15 protein-coding genes are annotated in these 19,097 nt (G+C 38.5%); 10 read left to right on the forward strand and 5 right to left on the reverse strand.

The window, feature by feature from the left end; translation table 11 throughout:
• The first annotated feature begins 3 nt into the window (after positions 1–3).
• The 5 genes from acp to dapF all read left to right on the forward strand — a co-directional run bounded on the left by acp (position 4) and on the right by dapF (position 5,704).
• Positions 4–1,497 (forward strand): alanine/glycine:cation symporter family protein, encoded by a 1,494-nt coding sequence (acp, locus tag F928_RS06005; protein ID WP_005073055.1) that lies wholly within the window; start codon positions 4–6, stop codon positions 1,495–1,497.
• Positions 1,498–1,811: 314 nt separating this feature from the next.
• Positions 1,812–3,218, forward strand: a complete 1,407-nt coding sequence (locus F928_RS06010) for an amino acid permease (protein ID WP_014207418.1) — start codon at positions 1,812–1,814, stop codon at positions 3,216–3,218.
• A gap of 140 nt (positions 3,219–3,358) precedes the next feature.
• A complete protein-coding gene (lptM, locus tag F928_RS06015; protein ID WP_002118887.1) occupies positions 3,359–3,580 on the forward strand; it encodes an LPS translocon maturation chaperone LptM in 222 nt (73 codons plus the stop codon).
• A gap of 22 nt (positions 3,581–3,602) precedes the next feature.
• A complete protein-coding gene (gene lysA, locus F928_RS06020) occupies positions 3,603–4,853 on the forward strand; it encodes a diaminopimelate decarboxylase (RefSeq protein WP_002118492.1) in 1,251 nt (416 codons plus the stop codon).
• A 5-nt stretch (positions 4,854–4,858) separates the two neighbouring features.
• Positions 4,859–5,704, forward strand: coding sequence for a diaminopimelate epimerase (gene dapF, locus F928_RS06025; RefSeq protein WP_002118553.1), 846 nt, complete (start codon positions 4,859–4,861; stop codon positions 5,702–5,704).
• Positions 5,705–5,790: 86 nt separating this feature from the next.
• Here dapF and yrhP read toward each other — a convergent pair whose 3' ends face one another.
• On the reverse strand, positions 5,791–6,414 hold the full coding sequence (yrhP, locus tag F928_RS06030; RefSeq protein WP_002118658.1) for a LysE family translocator: 624 nt from the start codon (positions 6,412–6,414) through the stop codon (positions 5,791–5,793).
• A gap of 165 nt (positions 6,415–6,579) precedes the next feature.
• Between yrhP and xerA the strand changes: the two genes are divergently transcribed.
• The 4 genes from xerA to gyrA all read left to right on the forward strand — a co-directional run bounded on the left by xerA (position 6,580) and on the right by gyrA (position 12,708).
• Complete coding sequence (gene xerA, locus F928_RS06035) at positions 6,580–7,467, forward strand: site-specific tyrosine recombinase/integron integrase (protein ID WP_080632657.1); 888 nt, start codon at positions 6,580–6,582, stop codon at positions 7,465–7,467.
• Positions 7,468–7,928: 461 nt separating this feature from the next.
• The gene (gene etfB, locus F928_RS06040) at positions 7,929–8,678 is read left to right on the forward strand and encodes an electron transfer flavoprotein subunit beta/FixA family protein (protein ID WP_002118903.1); all 750 of its coding nucleotides are present in this window, start codon (positions 7,929–7,931) and stop codon (positions 8,676–8,678) included.
• A 17-nt stretch (positions 8,679–8,695) separates the two neighbouring features.
• On the forward strand, positions 8,696–9,628 hold the full coding sequence (locus F928_RS06045) for an electron transfer flavoprotein subunit alpha/FixB family protein (protein ID WP_002118921.1): 933 nt from the start codon (positions 8,696–8,698) through the stop codon (positions 9,626–9,628).
• Between the two features lie 365 nt (positions 9,629–9,993).
• Complete coding sequence (gene gyrA / locus F928_RS06050; RefSeq protein ID WP_002118662.1) at positions 9,994–12,708, forward strand: DNA gyrase subunit A; 2,715 nt, start codon at positions 9,994–9,996, stop codon at positions 12,706–12,708.
• A gap of 59 nt (positions 12,709–12,767) precedes the next feature.
• On the opposite strand, the gene ybhR is transcribed toward gyrA, so the two are convergent.
• From ybhR to F928_RS06070, 4 genes are read right to left on the reverse strand one after another with little or no spacing between them, the layout of a single operon-like run.
• Positions 12,768–13,850, reverse strand: a complete 1,083-nt coding sequence (ybhR, locus tag F928_RS06055; RefSeq protein ID WP_005073063.1) for an A1S_2622 family ABC transporter permease subunit — start codon at positions 13,848–13,850, stop codon at positions 12,768–12,770.
• A complete protein-coding gene (locus tag F928_RS06060) occupies positions 13,847–14,977 on the reverse strand; it encodes an ABC transporter permease (protein WP_174435331.1) in 1,131 nt (376 codons plus the stop codon). Before F928_RS06060 ends, ybhR begins: the two co-directional genes overlap by 4 nt.
• A gap of 3 nt (positions 14,978–14,980) precedes the next feature.
• Positions 14,981–16,102, reverse strand: coding sequence for an HlyD family secretion protein (locus tag F928_RS06065; protein ID WP_002118647.1), 1,122 nt, complete (start codon positions 16,100–16,102; stop codon positions 14,981–14,983).
• Between the two features lie 12 nt (positions 16,103–16,114).
• A complete protein-coding gene (locus F928_RS06070; RefSeq protein WP_005073068.1) occupies positions 16,115–17,602 on the reverse strand; it encodes a TolC family protein in 1,488 nt (495 codons plus the stop codon).
• A gap of 387 nt (positions 17,603–17,989) precedes the next feature.
• On the opposite strand from F928_RS06070, the gene serC reads away from it, so the two are divergent.
• Entirely contained in the window at positions 17,990–19,069 is a 1,080-nt protein-coding gene (gene serC / locus F928_RS06075; RefSeq protein ID WP_002118825.1) for a 3-phosphoserine/phosphohydroxythreonine transaminase, read from the forward strand.
• The last annotated feature ends 28 nt before the right edge of the window (positions 19,070–19,097 follow it).

The following is a 19,097-nucleotide window of genomic DNA, read 5'->3' on the forward strand; positions in this document are numbered from 1 at the left end:
TCTATGAGTGCAGCAGAAATTGTTGATTGGATTAATGGCATTATTTGGAGTAAGGCACTTATTTACCTGTGCTTAGGCGCGGGTTTATTTTTTTCTATTTTGACAAGATTTGTTCAAGTGCGTCAAATGAAGGAAATGGCCAGACTATTAATAAAAGGTACTTCTTCAGAACAGGGGATTTCATCATTTCAAGCCTTAGCTGTTTCATTATCGGGACGAGTAGGCGTAGGTAATATTGCGGGTGTAGCGGCAGCAATTGGCTTTGGTGGGCCCGGTGCTGTCTTTTGGATGTGGTTGGTTGCATTTTTAGGAGCAAGCACGGCATATGTAGAATCAACTTTAGGTCAAATCTATAAAGTCGAATATCAAGGGCAATATCGTGGTGGCCCTGCTTTTTATTTTGACAGAGGGCTAGGACAGCGTTGGTTAGGCATCGTATTTGCTATAGCAGCAATTATTTCTTGTGGTTTGTTCTTACCGGGAATTCAAGCAAATGCAGTAGGTAAGGCATTTACACAAATTACAGGTGAAGGGGCAATTATTTTTGGTGATATTGGTCTGTTTAAAATTGTAGCACTTGTGGTGATTGTTGGTTTACTCGCTATCATTATTTTTGGTGGGATTAAACGGATTGCACGTTTTGCTGAATTCGTTGTTCCTTTTATGGCAGCTGGTTATATTCTAATGGCTGTTGTTATTGTTATTGCGAATATTCACGAGCTACCTGGTGTAATCAAATTAATTTTTGAAGATGCTTTTTCTCCTATGGCAGGTCTTGGTGCTGCGATTGGCTGGGGGGTAAAACGTGGTGTTTATTCAAATGAGGCAGGGCAAGGAACGGGGCCACACGCAGCAGCCGCAGCGGAAGTGCAACATCCAGCTCAACAAGGTTTTGTACAGGCATTCTCGATTTATGTCGATACATTATTCGTCTGCTCTGCAACAGCATTTATGATTTTAATTACAGGTATGTATAACGTACAAGGTACATTAGAAGCTGGTCAATTTATTGTACAAAATGTTGGAGCTACTGTAGAAATAGGTTCTCCTGCTTTTACCCAAATGGCAGTGAGTACAATGTTTGGTAATTTTGGCCAAATCTTCGTGGCGTTGGCTGTGTTCTTCTTCGCTTTTACAACGATTGTTGCGTATTACTATATTGCTGAAACTAACATTACTTATCTAAGCTATATTACTAAATCTCCATCGTTATTATTTGTGACGAAGTGCTTTATTATTCTCTCTGTATCTTATGGGGTTTTAAGTGCAACCGGTTATATATGGGGTATTGGTGATATTGGTGTCGGTTTAATGGCATGGATTAATATTGTCGGAATTATTGTGACTTATTTTGTATGGAAGCCAACAATTAAAGCTCTTAAAGATTATGAAGCGCAGCAAAAAGCTGGAGTAACAGAGTACACATTTGACCCTGTTAAATTAGGAATTAAAAATGCGACATTCTGGGAAGAAAAACTGAAGAATAAGCAAAAGTAAATTTTCAAAAGATAAATTTATTTCTTGATCCTTAATTGAAAAGGCTACCTCACTGGTAGCCTTTTTATATATGCGAAAGTTAAGCAAGTACGACAAAAGTTGACTTGAGAGTCCGTTGTATTGCAGTGGGCTTGTGCGTATTATCGGCCCTAATTGTATGTAGCTTGGAATCATCAGCAATACAGACAAAATTGGTTAGCTGAAAAGTTGTCAAAAAATATACATTTAAAAGATACCTGCAAATGGTGCGATATCGTCTTTTTGATTTGAATTTAGCTAACGGACTAAAAAAATTACTGGAGTGTATTTATCAAATGTCGAATCAAAATCTGAGCGAGCCTCATGAACAAGGTGAGCTCCATCGAAGCCTCTCCAATCGGCATTTACAGCTGATCGCGATTGGTGGTGCAATTGGGACCGGATTATTTATGGGATCAGGCAAAACAATTAGCCTTGCTGGTCCGTCGATCTTATTCATTTATTTGATTATTGGTGTGATGGTGTTTTTTGTCATGCGTGCGCTTGGCGAATTACTTCTTTCAAACCTTGCCTATAAATCATTTATTGACTTCACAACAGATTTAATCGGTCCATGGGCAGGTTATTTTGTAGGGTGGACGTACTGGTTATGTTGGATCACGATTGGTATCGCTGACCTCTCTGCAATTATCTACTACTTACAGTTCTTCAATAATGGTTTACCTTTCTCGCCTGTCGAAGGGGCGATGATCAGTGTTGCCGCGATTGTATTTATTATGGGTTTAAACCTATTAACCGTACGTCTATTTGGTGAGTTAGAGTTCTGGTTTGCGCTCATTAAGATTCTTGCGATTATTATTTTAATCGCTGTGGGTCTATGGATGATCTTTACAGGCTTTACCTCAAGTACAGGTGAAGTTGCATCATTTACTCATCTTTGGGCTAACGGTGGCTTCTTCCCAACAGGTGTACATGGTTTCTTGGCAGGCTTCCAGATTGCAATCTTTGCTTTTGTTGGTGTGGAACTTGTGGGAACAACGGCTGCGGAAACGAAAGATCCAGCACGTAACTTACCAAAAGCAATTAACTCAATTCCAATCCGTATCATTATTTTCTACGTATTGGCATTGTTGATTGTGATGTCTGTAACACCTTGGAATAAAATTGATCCAGCGATCAGTCCATTTGTAAACTTGTTTAGTCAAGCAGGTGTGGCAGCAGCAGCGATTTTGATGAACTTGGTGGTATTGTCATCAGTGATGTCATCAATGAACAGTGGTGTCTTCTCAACAAGCCGTATGTTATTTGGTTTATCTCGTGAAGATCAGGGTCCAAAAGCTTTTGGTAAATTGAACAGACGTGCGGTACCGGCAAATGCATTGTATTTCTCTGCGGCATGTTTATTGTTAGGTGCGGCATTACAGTATTTTGTACCAAATACAGTTGAGGCATTTACACTTGCAACAACGCTTTCAACGATTCTGTTCATTTGCGTGTGGTTACTCATTATCTGGAGTTATATCCGTTACTACACTACGCGTCCTGAGCTACATGCAAAATCAACATTTAAATTGCCAGGTGGCTTATTTACATGTTGGATCACGATTATTTTCTTTATTGGCATGATTTATGTGCTGTCTTTAGAACCAGATACGTTCAAAGCGCTGAAAGTCAGCCCAATTTGGTTTGTTATCTTGATCATTGGTTATTTCTTCTTCTATAAACCACGTCATAAAAAGTAATTAAATTTATTTGGTTATGATCAAACGCCGGCTGAAAAGCTGGCGTTTTTTATGCATATTGTTTTTCTCTTTAAGTTTACTCTTTAGCCGCCTGCATGATCACGGTATACTGCATCGAATTGTTTAAATCAGGTGCTCAGATGCGTCGTGTCATTTGCCTCATCAGTTTATTGAGCAGCAGTATTTTGCTTAGCGCTTGTGGTCAGTCAGGAGCATTACAGCTACCTTCTGATCCGAATTATGACAAACGTGCGAAATACTTGCTCTATCGTAATAAAGAACAGAAACAAGTTGTTCAACAGGATGAGCAGGCTGAACAGCCAGTTGAATCATCAGCCCCAACCCAAACAACTTCACCTTAAGCTTTGAAATAAGGACACATTCATGAGTTTCACTCGCATTAATGGAGTATTGCATGCAGAGCAATGTTCTATGGAGCAGCTTGCGCAGCAATTTGGCACCCCTTTGTATGTTTATTCAAAAGCAGCTTTTGAAAAACATTACTTAGATATGGACCGTGCTTTTGATTTTATTGATCATCAAATCTGTTTTGCGGTGAAATCTAACTCAAATATAGCTGTTCTTAATGTGTTGGCAAAACTTGGTGCTGGTTTTGATATCGTATCAGGTGGTGAACTTGCACGCGTTTTAAAAGCGGGGGGAGATGCATCTAAAGTTGTTTTTTCTGGTTTGGGTAAAACCGAAGCCGATATCGAAACATCGTTAAATGTAGGCATTGCTTGCTTTAACGTTGAGTCTTATGCAGAACTAGACCGTCTTCAAAAGGTTGCAGCTCGTATAGGCAAAAAAGCGCCAATTTCTTTACGTGTAAATCCAGACGTAGATGCAAAAACTCATCCTTATATTTCAACAGGTTTAAAAGAAAATAAATTTGGTATTCCAAGTGATACCGTTTATGAAACTTATCAATATGCTGCATCTTTGCCAAACCTTGAAATCATTGGAATTGACTGCCACATTGGTTCGCAATTGACCGAGACTAAACCGTTTGTTGACGCTTTAGATCGTGTCATGTTAATGATCGAAGAATTGAAAAAACTTGGTATTACTCTTAAACACATCGATATTGGTGGTGGTTTGGGTGTTTGTTATAAAGATGAAACACCACCAAGTGTTGAAGAATATGCCAACTCAATGAAACCTGCTTTAGAAAAATTAGGTCTCAAGGTTTATATGGAACCAGGTCGTAGTATTAGTGCAAATGCAGGTGTGCTTTTAACTAAAGTTGATTTGCTCAAGCCAACGAGCCACCGTAACTTTGCCATTATTGATGCAGCAATGAATGATTTAATTCGCCCTGCTTTATATGAAGCTTGGATGGATATCCAACCTGTAGTGCCAAGTTCAGATACTGAAGAAAAAACTTGGGATCTCGTTGGAGCAATCTGTGAAACAGGTGACTTCATTGGTAAAGATCGTTCATTGGCTTTAAAAGAAAATGACTTGTTAGCTGTTCTTGGCGCTGGCGCTTATGGTTTTGTAATGAGTTCAAATTACAATACACGTGGCCGTGCTGCAGAAGTGATGGTATCAGGCGATAAAGCCCATTTGATTCGTGAGCGTGAAACGGTTGAATCCCTTTGGGAAAATGAACGCTTATTGCCTGAGGAGTAAATGAAATGTTGTTAGAATTTACTAAAATGCATGGCCTAGGCAATGACTTTATGGTGGTTGATCTAATCAGCCAACGTGCCTATTTGGATACAGAAACAATTCAACGCTTAGCCGATCGTCATTTTGGCATTGGTTTTGATCAGCTTTTAATTGTTGAACCGCCAGATTTACCGGAAGCAGATTTTAAATATCGTATTTTTAATGCAGATGGTTCTGAAGTTGAACAATGTGGTAATGGTGTACGCTGTTTTGCTCGTTTTGTACATGAGCGCCATTTAACAACCAAAACAAGTATTACTGTCCAAACCAAAGCAGGTATTGTAAAACCTGAATTGGGACAAAATGGTTGGGTTCGCGTCAATATGGGCTACCCGAAATTTTTGCCGAATGAAATTCCATTCATTGCAGAACAACCAGAAGCTTTATATACACTTGAGTTAGCTAACGACCAGAACATTAATATTGATGTGGTCAATATGGGCAATCCTCACGCTGTCACTATTGTTCCAGATGTATTAACTGCAGATGTTGCTGGCATTGGTCCACAAGTTGAGTCACATAAACGTTTCCCTGAACGTGTTAATGCTGGCTTTATGCAAGTAATTGATGAAAAACATGTTCGCTTACGTGTATTTGAGCGTGGTGTTGGTGAAACACTTGCATGTGGTACAGGTGCTTGTGCTGCTGCGGTAAGTGGTATGCGCCGTGGCTTACTTGCGAACTCAGTTGAAGTTGAACTTGCTGGCGGTAAGTTACAAATTGAATGGCAAGAAGGCGATGTGGTTTGGATGACTGGTCCAACAACTCATGTATATGATGGGCGTTTGGATTTACGTTATTTTCAAGGTTAATAGCATTACCTAAATAGAAGCCTCTTTTCATCAGCTAAAGTGATAAAAGAGGCTTTCTTTTATATGTACAATAATATTTGATTTAATTATCTTTTACTCAAAGCTAATTTCAAAGCAAACAACACAAAAATACTGCCAGTAATTCGGTCCATATATTTCACAAATTTAGGTTGCTTAAGATAACGTGACAGTGGCTGCATAGCCAAAATTAATAAAGTTGACCATAGCATTCCAATCACCACATGAATCATTACCAGTCCCATCACCCAAGTAACTGCCGATGCTTGTGGTGGAATAAACTGTGGAAGAAATGAAATATAAAAAATACCAACTTTGGGATTAAGTAAATTACCCAAAAAACCCTTAATAAACCAATTCTGTGAAGAGGGGACATTTGAGTTGCTTTCTTGCATGTTTGCAAGCTGGCTACGTGGTTTTAAAATCATATTTAAACCTAACCATGCTAGATAAGCTGCTCCCATCCATTTTAGAATATTAAAAGCGAGATCAGATGCCATGAGCAAAGCACCTAGACCACAGGCAACCACAATTCCCCATACAATACAGCCAAGGCTAATGCCGACCGCTGTTTGAAACGCTTTCGATTTACCTTCAAGTGTTGCTGTACGAATAATTAAAGTCGTATCCAGACCCGGGGTCAGTGTAAGTAAGGTAATCGCAATTAAATAAGGGATGAGTATGGTGGTCATGGCGGCATGGTCCAATGAATACTTGGTTTAAATTGTAATATATAAATTAGATCAGCATTAGGTTGTGCGATATCAAATTTTCATGATCACATAGTTTTTGGTACACTCAAAAAAATGAGCAAATAAATGGAGAGCAATTTGGATTTTGCATTACAACTGCTCTCAATGTGGTTAAAAGAAAGAAAAATACAGAATCAATCTGAGCACACGATTAATGCTTATGAACGAGATGTTAAAAGCTTTCTTGAGTTCTGCGAGCACAAACAACTAGATTTGAGAAATATTGAAGCTTCAGATTTAAGAGAGTACTTAGCGCAGCGTGTCGAACAGGACCAGTTAAGTTCAAGTAGTATGCAACGCCATCTCACTTCAATTCGCCAGTTTATGAAGTGGGCTGAACAAGGCAAATATCTAGAAATTAATCCTACTGACGATTTTAAGTTAAAACGCCAACCTAGACCTTTACCAGGCATGATCGACATAGAAACAGTTAATCAAATTTTAGATCAACCTATGCCTGAAAAACCAATTGATCAGCAGCTTTGGTTAAGAGACAAAGCGATGCTCGAGTTACTTTACTCAAGTGGTTTACGTCTGGCTGAATTGCAGGGATTAACTGTTAAAGATGTAGATTTTAATCGCCAACTTGTTCGTATTACAGGTAAAGGAAATAAAACACGTATAGTACCATTTGGGAAAAAAGCAAAAGAAAGTCTATTGAACTGGTTGAAAGTTTATAAAATTTGGAAAGGACATTTTGATCAAAATGATTCTGTCTTTATTTCCTTACGAGGAGGGACGCTCACTCCAAGGCAAATTGAAAAACGTGTGAAGCTTCAAGCACAAAGGGCAGGTGTAAATGTCGATTTACATCCGCATTTACTCAGACATTGTTTTGCTAGCCATATGCTATCGAGTAGCGGTGATTTGCGTTCAGTACAAGAAATGCTAGGCCATAGTAATTTATCTACGACACAAATTTATACGCATATTGATTTCGATCATTTGGCACAAGTGTATGATCAAGCTCATCCAAGGGCACATAAAAACTAAAATTTAAAAATAGACTCAATAAATAGATAATTAAATTGATAAGTTTTAGGTGAATGTAGAGATCATTTGTATTTTTTTACAAATTTGTTTAAGAGAAATAGTCAAAACAGCCAAATTGACCATTTTGATCTTTGGGTATTTTGTGGACGACTGGGTCTAAAAAACGTCAGATTTATGGTTTTTAAAAGTAATGTTATGTTTCTAGCTAATATGCTAAATAAGATAAAAAGATAATAAAAATCAATGTATAAAATACAGTTTAAAAAGAATAAAATAGACCCTCATGGCAGTCTAAAATTTTTTTATGAACTGATGGTTTCATTTTTTTTGTGCTGTTCCAGAAAATTGTGACTTGACCGAAATGCCAAACACATTGCAAGATAGGGTACCTAAAAAATTTTAATTGAAGAGTTAATATACTTTTCTCAACATTTACTTTTGCTAGAACAGCCGAGGATTACATGAAGGCTCTTGTTGCTGTAAAACGCGTGGTTGATGCCAACGTTAAAGTTCGTGTTAAGCCGGACAATAGTGGGGTTGACCTTACCAACGTAAAAATGTCAATTAACCCATTTTGTGAAATCGCAGTGGAAGAAGCGGTTCGCTTAAAAGAAAAAGGAACAGTATCAGAAATCGTTGTTGTTTCTGTTGGTCCTAAAGAAGCTCAAGAACAAATCCGTTCTGCAATGGCTCTAGGCGCAGACCGTGGTATTTTGGTTGAAACTACTGATGAAATTGGCGCTTTAGAAGTTGCTAAAATTTTAAAAGGTGTTGTTGAAGCTGAAAAACCAGAACTTATCCTTCTTGGTAAACAAGCAATTGATGATGACTCTAACCAAGTAGGTCAAATGCTTGGTGCATTATTAGGTGCTGGTCAAGGTACATTCGCTTCTGAAGTGAAAGTTGATGGCGGTAAAGTACAAGTGACTCGTGAAGTTGACGGTGGTTTACAAACTGTTGAACTTACACTTCCTGCAATCATCACGACTGACTTGCGTCTGAACGAGCCACGTTATGCAGCATTGCCTAACATCATGAAAGCTCGTAAGAAGCCACTTGATACTAAATCTCCTGCTGATTATGGCGTTACAGCTGGTACTAAGCTTAAAACTGTTAAAGTTGAAGCTCCAGCAGAACGTAAAGCTGGCGTACAAGTGAAATCTGTAGATGAGCTTGTTGAAAAATTGAAAAATGAAGCGAAAGTGATCTAATACGGAAGGATAAAATCATGAGTATTTTAGTTATCGCTGACCACAACAACCAAGTACTTAACGGTGCTACTTTAAACGTTGTTGCTGCAGCACAAAAAATCGGTGGTGATATTACTGTATTAGTTGCTGGTTCTGGTGCTCAAGCAGTTGCTGATGCTGCTGCTAAAGTTGCTGGTGTAAGCAAAGTTTTACTTGCTGACAACGCTGCTTATGCAAACCAATTAGCTGAAAACGTAGCTGGCCTAGTTGCTGACTTGGCTAAAGGTTACAAATACGTTTTAGCTGCTTCTACAACGACTGGTAAGAACATTCTTCCACGTGTTGCTGCTCTTCTTGATGTAAGCATGATCACAGATATCATTTCTGTTGAATCTGCGAACACATTCAAGCGTCCTATCTACGCTGGTAACGCGATTGCAACTGTTCAATCTGACGAAGCAATCATTGTTGGTACTGTTCGTGGTACAGCATTTGATCCAGTTGCTGCGGAAGGAGGTTCAGCTGCTGTTGAAACAGTTGGCGAAGTAAAAGATGCGGGTATTTCTCACTTCGTATCTGAAGAAATCGTTAAGCTTGATCGTCCAGAATTAACTGCGGCTCGCATCGTAGTTTCTGGTGGTCGTGGTGTAGGTTCTGGTGAGAACTACCATAAAGTACTTGATCCATTAGCTGACAAGCTTGGTGCAGCACAAGGTGCTTCACGTGCAGCAGTTGATGCAGGCTTTGTACCTAACGATTTCCAAGTTGGTCAAACTGGTAAAATCGTTGCGCCTGAGCTTTATGTTGCTGTAGGTATTTCTGGTGCGATCCAGCATTTAGCTGGTATGAAAGATTCTAAAGTTATTGTTGCAATCAACAAAGACGAAGAAGCGCCAATCAACAGTGTTGCTGACTACTGGTTAGTTGGTGATTTGAACACTGTAGTACCAGAATTGGTATCTAAACTTTAATCTTTACTGATTAAAGCTAAAAAACCCCTAGTTTTTACTAGGGGTTTTTTATTATGAATAGTGATCTGAAATGTATAACTGAGACTTTTATCTCATTTGAGGTTTGATTTTTATAGAATAAAAATCACATAGTTTTATTAAGAATAGAACATGCTCGTTATGGCGATGTGATAAGAATAATATGCAATTAAATTATACAAATATCACCAGATTAGCGGTGTAGATTCCGCACATTACACAGTGCTTTTATGCTATAGTATACAGCTATATTTTTTTCGATTTTAGTTCAGTTTCCGGAACTAAATTTTTTGCAAGATCAAGACATATAAGCAGATGGAAATTTCTATCTGTAAGAAGGAGTATGCATGAGCGTATCGGAAATCCGACCGATTGCCATTGAGGACGAACTCAAGCATTCATATTTAGATTACGCGATGAGTGTAATCGTATCTCGTGCATTGCCGGATGTGAGAGACGGTCTTAAACCTGTTCACCGTCGTGTGCTTTATGCCATGCACGAATTGGGCAATGACTATAACAAAGCCTACAAGAAATCTGCGCGTGTTGTTGGGGACGTAATCGGTAAATATCACCCTCATGGTGACTCAGCTGTTTATGAAACCATTGTACGTATGGCTCAGGACTTTAGCTTACGTTATTTATTGGTAGATGGTCAGGGTAACTTCGGTTCGATTGATGGTGATAGCGCAGCTGCGATGCGTTATACCGAAGTCCGTATGACCAAGCTTGCACACGAGCTTCTTGCAGATCTAGAAAAAGACACGGTTGACTGGGAAGATAACTACGACGGATCTGAGCGTATTCCAGAAGTACTTCCGACACGTGTTCCTAACTTGTTAATTAATGGCGCTGCTGGTATTGCCGTAGGTATGGCAACCAACATGGCACCGCATAACATGACAGAAGTTGTGAATGCGTGCTTAGCCTATGCTGACAATCCGAATATCTCGATTGAAGGATTGATGGAATATATTACTGGTCCTGACTTCCCTACAGGCGGTATTATTTACGGTAAATCAGGTATTGTTGATGCCTACCGTACAGGTAAAGGCCGCTTACATATTCGTGGTAAGTACCATTTCGAAGAAGACGAAAAGACAGGCCGTACAACGATTGTCTTTACTGAAATTCCATATCAAGTAAACAAAGCAAGAGTTATTGAACGTATTGCCGAGTTAGTGAAAGAGAAAAAACTTGAAGGTATTTCAGAACTTCGTGATGAGTCTGACAAAGAAGGTATGCGTATTGCAATTGACTTAAAACGCGGTGAAAACGCTGAAGTCGTTGTAAATAACTTATTCTTAAATACCCAACTTGAAAACTCATTCAGCATCAACATGGTTTGTCTTGATAACGGACAACCAAAATTGATGAATCTGAAAGATATTATTGCGGCATTTATCCGTCACCGCCAAGAAGTTGTGACACGCCGTACCATGTTCGAACTGCGTAAAGCACGTGAACGTGGTCATATCTTAGAAGGCTTAACCGTTGCTTTAGCCAATATCGATGAAATTATCGAGACGATTAAAACTTCTGCTAACCCTGCTGAAGCGCGTGAGCGTTTACTTGCAGGTGAGTGGGCAGGTGGTGGTGTCGTTTCATTACTTGAAAAAGCTGGCGCAATTTCTGTTCGTCCAGATGAAATCGAAGGTGAAGATCCAAATCGTCCATTTGGTCTAACCGATTCAATTTACCGTTTATCACCAACACAAGTAGGCGCAATTTTAGAATTACGTTTACATCGTTTAACTGGTCTTGAACAAGACAAATTACATGCAGAATATACTGAGATCTTAGGTCAAATCGCTGAACTTACTGCGATTTTGAATGATTTCAATTTATTGATGGCTGTAATTCGCGAAGAGTTGGCACTAGTACTACAACAGTATGGTGATGGACGTCGCACTGAAATTATTGAATCACGTATTGATTTTAGCCGTGAAGATTTAATTCCTGAAGAGCAAGTTGTATTAACAGTTTCACAAACAGGTTACGCAAAAACTCAACCACTTTCAGACTATCAGGCTCAGCGCCGTGGTGGACGTGGTAAGTCTGCAACTTCAATGAAAGATGATGACTTTATTCAACATCTCATTGTAGCTTCAAACCATGCGACTGTGCTGTGCTTTACCAACGTAGGTAAAGTATATCGTCTTCGTGTGTTTGAAGTGCCTCAAGCATCACGTGGTGCCAAAGGTCGTCCGATTGTGAACTTGTTACCTTTAGATGCGAATGAAACAGTAACAGCTATCTTGCCGTTGAATGAGTTCCCAGAAAACCATTACGTATTTATGGCGACAGCATCAGGTACGGTTAAACGTGTTGATTTAGAGCAATTCGCTAATATCCGTTCAAATGGTTTACGCGCAATTGAACTCAATGAAGAAGATACCTTAATTGGTGTTGCGATTACTGATGGTAATCAGCAAATCATGTTGTTCTCGAACGAAGGTAAGGCAATTCGTTTTGCTGAGACTGACGTACGTGCAATGGGCCGTACTGCGAAAGGTGTTCGTGGTATGCGCGTGAGCTTTGCAAGCAGTACTTTAAGTGAAGAAGATGCAGAAGTTGAAAATGATGAATCAGATGACAATGACGATTCAGCAGATTCAAATTTAGTAAGCCGTATCGTATCGCTTGTAGTTGTACCTGAAACAGGTGAAGTACTGTGTGCAAGTGCTAACGGTTACGGTAAACGTACTCCAGTAAATGACTTCCCGACTAAGAAACGTGGCGGTAAGGGTGTCATTGCGATTAAGACAAGCGAACGTAACGGTGAGCTTGTTGGTGCAGTGTCTATTGACGAAACCAAAGAATTGTTACTTATTTCTGATGGCGGTACATTAGTTCGTACCCGTGCAGCAGAAGTTGCGATGACTGGTCGTAATGCACAAGGTGTACGCCTAATTCGCTTAAGCGAAGAAGAAACTCTAGTAGGTGTTGTGTCTATTGAAGCTGTCGAAGATGAAGAAGAGTTTCTCGAAGGCGAAGTAGATACTACTGAAACTGATAGCGAAGAAGTTGTATCAAATAATGAAGATGCTTCTGAAGAGTAAGTAAAACTTAAATAAAAAAGGAAGCATAAGCTTCCTTTTTTATTTTATGAAGAAGATTTTTAAAAAAGCCGATAATAAGATAAACTCACCAATATTAATCCAAGGGTCCCAAGAAAAATCAGCTTTGGTACAACCGTGGCTAATGGAACACCCATCTGGTTAAGTTGCACAAACATTTGTACCCCATGTGTGGAAGGTAAACACCACGCAAGCCATTGTAACCATTCAGGCATGGCTTGATGAGGCCAAGCAGCTCCGGTTAATAAGAATAAAGGTACTGAGCTAAACACAATAATATGTCCGGCACGTTCCGGCATATCTAAAAGTGAACCGATCAGCATGCCTAATCCAATCACACAACTAATAAAAATTGGAACGGCAATGAGTAGACCTATAAAATTTCCACCGTGTGGATAGTCATTGAACCACAAGGTAAAACCAAAAAGATAAAAACACCCTAAACAACCAATCGTAAATATACTTGCGAAAACTCCAGCGAGGCGAACAGCTGTAATCTTTTCACGTTGCTCACTATAGCTAGCTATTAACATTGCCAAACCTAGCACAATCGTTTGATGAATAATTAACGATGCCACAGCCGGAAAAATATAACTTCCATATCCTGAAAGTGGATTAAATAACGGCACTTGATGAATAGAAAGCGCTGGCTGGAAATGAGTGCGCTGTCCAAATTTTTCAATATATTCTTTTAATGTAGCTTCTATCGAGGTTGCTAGACCTAAACCAATTTCTTTAGTTTTTAAAAAGTTGGTTGTGCTTAAGTATAAGCCGATTCCACCTGTTTCTCCTCTGCGTAAGCTTTGGGTTAAGTTATTTGGTAAAAGTAAAATACCATCGGCTTTTTGCTCACGTACCATTTGTTCAGCTTGTAAAAAATTGCTGGTAACGGTAACGATATGAACATGGGGGCTATTTGCACTTTGGCCAATCAATTGAGAAGTTAAGAGGCTTTGTTCTTCATCAACAATCACAATTGGAATAGATTCTGCACGCTCAGCTTTATAGGCGGTAGGATAAAAAAAGCTATAAAGAATGACCGATAAAATCAGAGTTGTGAAAACTGAGCTATTACTTACAATGTCTTTAAATGTTTGCCCATAAGCCTTAAAGAATTCTTTCATTGTGTTGCCCCTCGAACTAATTTTTTAAGCAATAGACAACTTAAAAAGAAGTAAATCAGGCAATAACCGATGAGTATTAAAAAAGGAATCATTGAAATGAAAACTGGACTGCCGATCACCCATTGTTCGGTTTGAAGCTTGGCATAAGGGGTATAAGGAATAATGAGTGACCAAAACTTGGTGAAAATAGGTGCATTATTTAAAGGTAGCGTAACGCCTGCGAAACTTAAAGAAGACCCACCATATACCGCGATAAAGCCAAAAGTTTTACTTAAATTTTTGGTTGCAAGAATGACGGTGCTACTAATCAAAGCGTAAGCAAAATAAAGTAAAAACTGTGCACATAATAATAAACTAAGAGAACCTGCTACGAACCAGCCACGGATTTCGACTAGCCAAAACATCCATACCCATGTCCATGCACAAAATATAAGGCTATAAAGCAGATTTTTAGCCAGTAAGCCTTGAATAAAACTTTCTCGGTTTACCCATGCTGTTAATGTGCCACGTTTAAGCTCTTGTCCAATAGCAAAGGCAACACAGCAACATAACAATAAGTGCAATACAGCAGGAACCATGAAAGGTTCTAAATAAAACTCATAACTCATACTTGGATTATAAAGCGTTGAGATTTTGACATGAGCTGTAGGAACATCTAAATAGGGAATACTATTTACAAGATAACTTTGACCAGCATAGTCTGCTAAAGCATTGAGGGTACTGACCAACATTGCGGAAGAAATGGTATTTCCGACACTAAAAAAAGACTGGTTAAATGCAATGCTGATTTGAGCATCTTGTGCTTTCACAAAGCGTTTTTCAGCGCCGTCTGGAATAAAAACATAACCCCATATTTTAGTTTCATTGAGTAGTCGTTCAGCCTCAGCAGAGCTTGCCGTAATTGTTTTAATGTCTACTGTATGATTCAACGAAAGATACTTTTCAATATTACGGCTGAGTTCACTTTGGTCTTGATCAATAATCGCAATTGGTAAGTGTTCAGCTTTACCTGCGTAAAACATGCTGCTAAACATGAAAATGATAAAAGCAGGGATAAGTGTCACCATACACAAATCCCATTTATTACTTTTTAGATAGTTTAGTTCCCGTAATATACTGGCAAACATGCTTTATTTTTCTTCTTTAATTTTAAATAGAACACTCATACCAACCTTTAAATCTTTGACAGGACTTTCAGGCACCAGATGTAATTTGAAGCTACGAATATCATAGCCTCCAGTTTGGCGAGTCGTTTTAATGGTGGCAAATTCACCTTCAGCATCTATATTCTTAATTTTAAAATTCACATTCTGATTAAGTGCTGGAATGAATCCTTCAAGGATTTTATTTTTATAAACAGAGGCATATTGATTTTCACCCACGTTTAAACTTACCCATAAATCATCATCTTCTAAAATGCTAACAACAGGCACACCCATAGCGACTAATTCAGAAGGCTTACCGTAAGTTTTTGAAACTGTACCCGAAATCGGAGAGAGTAAGCGTGTTTCTTCCTCTAAAGCTTTTGCTTCAGCTACCGCAGCTTTTGCAATTTCAACCTGTGCATCTGCTGTAGATTTTTGCTGGCTAGTGCTTCCACGTTTTGCACGAGCATATTGTTGATAAGAGGCTTCACTTAATTCTTGAGCAGAGGTCTGTGCTGCGAGCATTTCATCTCGTCTTTGACGTGAAATGACACCTTGTCTATATAAATTTTCACCACGTTGGTAAGTAGTTTTTGCAAGGTTTGCTTGTGCTTTCGTGCTTTGCCAGTTGGCATAAAGAGTATCGATATTTTCTTGTTGAGAACCTCGATCTACCGTAGATTGAAATGCTAAAGCCGATTGTAAGGTAGCCAAAGCTTGTTGCTTTTTAGCTTCTATTTCCGGACTAACCAAACGAACAAGGGGTTGGCCTTTGGAAATTTTCTGGCCTTCTTGTACATAAATTTCTTCAATACGACTCGGGACTTTTGTACTTACGTGAATAGTTTCAGCTTCAACACGGCCTTGTAGTTCAATAGGTTTCGGTTGATAGCTTTTCCACAAACCAAAAATAATTAAACCTAATAAGGCAATGATGATCAAACCAATAAACAGTTTAATTTTGGAATTTTTAGGAGGATTGGCGTCATTTTTATTTGTACTTGATTCTTGATGGTCACTAACTTGATCATCTTTTTTAACTTGGGTGGTTTCTGCTGTATCCGCAACAGGAGAATCTTGTTCTGAATGAGCTGAGTCTTGATTCATTTTATACTCCCCTTAACGAATATAGTCGGTATGTGGTTGATTAACGTAAGCTTTAAACTGGTCAATTGAGCCATGACTTTGCAGTAAAGTTGCGAGTGACATGACATATTTATAAGCATTTAAAGCCATTTCAGTTTTTAACGCACTTAATGCATTTTGTGCATCAATCACTTGGGTTGCTGTACCCATTCCTTCACGAAAAGAAAGTTCTTGAATACGTAGGTTTTCTTGAGCAGCATTTACGTTTCTTTGTAAAAGCTGATGACTTTGTTGAGCAGAGTTAAGCTCGTTATATGATTTATTCAAAAGTGCTTCAATCTCTTGTTTAGTTCGTTCAGTCATGAGCTCTGAAGCGTAACGCTTTAATTCGGCGGCGTGAATATTCTTATTTTTATCTATCCCAGAGAATAGGTTGTATTTTGCCATTACACCGACAATCCAGTTTTCATTTTCATCAAGCGCATATTCACCAAATGCAAATAGACTTGGTTTTTTTGCGGCTTGTTGAGCTTGAATATTGACATTAGCCAGTTGAGTATCCATCTGCATTTTTTGTACAAGGCTAGATTTTTGTGAATAACTGGTTAAAAGTGATTCTAGAGACTGGCTTGGAGTGTTATTTACAAATAAAGGTGTACTTAAATCTACATTATTTTGTTGATGTAAAAGGTTATTAAGGCTAAACCGGCTGGCGTTTAAGTTAGCTTGAGTATTTTGTAAAGTACGTTCTGCATTATTACGAGCGACTTCAAACTGCATGCGTTGCCCTTTACTAATAAATCCTTGTTGTTCCAGCTTTAGGGCATTGCTGTAATGTTTTTGCATCGCATTAAAGTTAAATAAGCTACTTGCGACCAGCTGCTGCTGTAATTGCACATTAAAGTAACTTTGTACTACTTCAAATCGCTGTATATCCTGCTGTTGTTGGCTTGAAAGCTCAGAGCGCTGTGCTTGTATATTAGCTATTTTTTTAGCGCTGCTGGTTAAGCCGCCTGTATAGAGTGGCATTACGACTGAAATCGAAGGGCGTACCACCTGATCTTCGATAGTCAGATTCGCATAATCAGGAAAGCGATTTATACCATCATGTATGGTTTGGTTTGCACCTTCTTGAACTTGTCCCAGCACATCTGATGGAATGACATTGCTCCACTGTGAAAGTTTGTCATTTAGTCCTTGGCTTAAATCATTTTCAAGTTTTTGTTTAAAAGCCCCAAGAGGTACATCTGTTTCACTATGAAAAGCGTAGGCTCTGACATTCAAATCAACTCTAGGTAATCCGAGGCCCTTTACTGCTTCAGCTTCTAATTGAGATGCTTGCTGTAATGCTTGGTTGGCTTGAGTACTGTATGAACTTTTTAAAGCTTGTTGTTCTGCTTCAGCATAACTTAAGCTTCCGGCATATAAATGATTAGTGAAAAAAAAGCCTAAAGCCAAAGCAAGATGTTTTGGTTTAAATGAAAATGGAAAAATAGAATGTCTATATCGGTGTGTTGGCATTTTAAATAACAATTTTTGGCATCCCTTATAGTTTAAATTTCTTGTTATTAAATTCAATTATCATCTTGTTTATTATACATTTGTATAAAAACATAGTGGTTTTTAGCTCCTTTAATTATTGAATTTACTAAGCCAATATTTTTTTGTAATAGCTATCAAGGTATGTGAAATTATAATCACAAGTCAAGTTGATCTTTTTGCTTAAAAATTTTTTTAAATGAGGAAGCTGATTATTAAAACTAAAGAAATAACGACAACAATAATTGAAAAAATAAAGCTAAATACAGTACAGCATTGAAATATTTACTTGAGAAGCTGCTGCAAGCTTAAGCAATCTGTGGTTAAATGCCATTTTTATTGTGTTTGACTTTATACAAGGGAAAAATCATGCGCGCGTACAATTTCTGTGCTGGTCCTGCTGCATTACCTACTGCCGTTTTAGAAAAAGCTCAACAAGAATTGTTGGATTGGCAGGGTAAAGGTCTATCCATCATGGAAATGAGTCACCGTAGTGCTGACTATGTTGCTGTGGCTGAAAAAGCTGAAGCAGATTTACGCAAGTTAATGAACATTCCAGAAAACTATAAAGTACTGTTTTTACAAGGCGGTGCGTCATTACAATTTTCTGCTATTCCTTTAAACCTTTTAGGTAAGAACAGTAAAGCCGATTATATTCACACCGGCATCTGGTCTGAAAAAGCGTTAAAAGAAGCAAAACGTTATGGCGATATTAATGTTGTAGAAGCTGGCATTAAAGTAGATGGCAAGTTCGCAATTTCTGAACAAAGCGAATGGAACTTATCTGATGATGCAGCATATGTACATTATGCGGATAATGAAACGATTGGCGGCTTACAGTTCGCAGGAATTCCTGAGGTAAAAGCGCCACTTGTTTGTGACTATTCATCAAGTATTTTATCTGCTCCATTAGATGTCACCAAGTTTGGTTTAATCTATGCTGGCGCACAAAAAAATATTGGTCCTGCTGGTTTAACAATTGTCATTATTCGTGATGACTTACTTGATCAAGCTAAACCAGAAATTCCAAGTATTTTAAAATATGGTGACCAAGCCAAAAATGGTTCTATGGTAAATACACCATCGACTTACGCTTGGTACTTGTCTGGTTTGGTATTTGAATGGTTGCTAGAGCAGGGTGGGGTAGAGGCTATTCATAAAGTGAACCTTGAAAAAGCTCAGTTGTTATATGGTTATATCGACTCAAGTGATTTCTACAATAACCCGATCGCAATTCCAAACCGTTCAATTATGAATGTACCGTTTACCTTGGCAGACGAAGCTTTAGAAAAGCAATTCTTAAAAGAAGCGGAAGCTAATCACTTGTTAAATTTAGCTGGCCACCGTTCTGTCGGCGGTATGCGTGCAAGTATTTATAATGCCGTACCATTAGAAGGCGTACAGGCTTTAATCAACTTTATGGATGATTTTGCAAAGCGTAATGGTTAAGCAAATCAAATAAATAAAGCCCTCAAAT

Source organism: Acinetobacter pittii ATCC 19004 = CIP 70.29 (genome assembly GCF_000369045.1).
In the GTDB taxonomy this organism is placed as follows: domain Bacteria; phylum Pseudomonadota; class Gammaproteobacteria; order Pseudomonadales; family Moraxellaceae; genus Acinetobacter; species Acinetobacter pittii.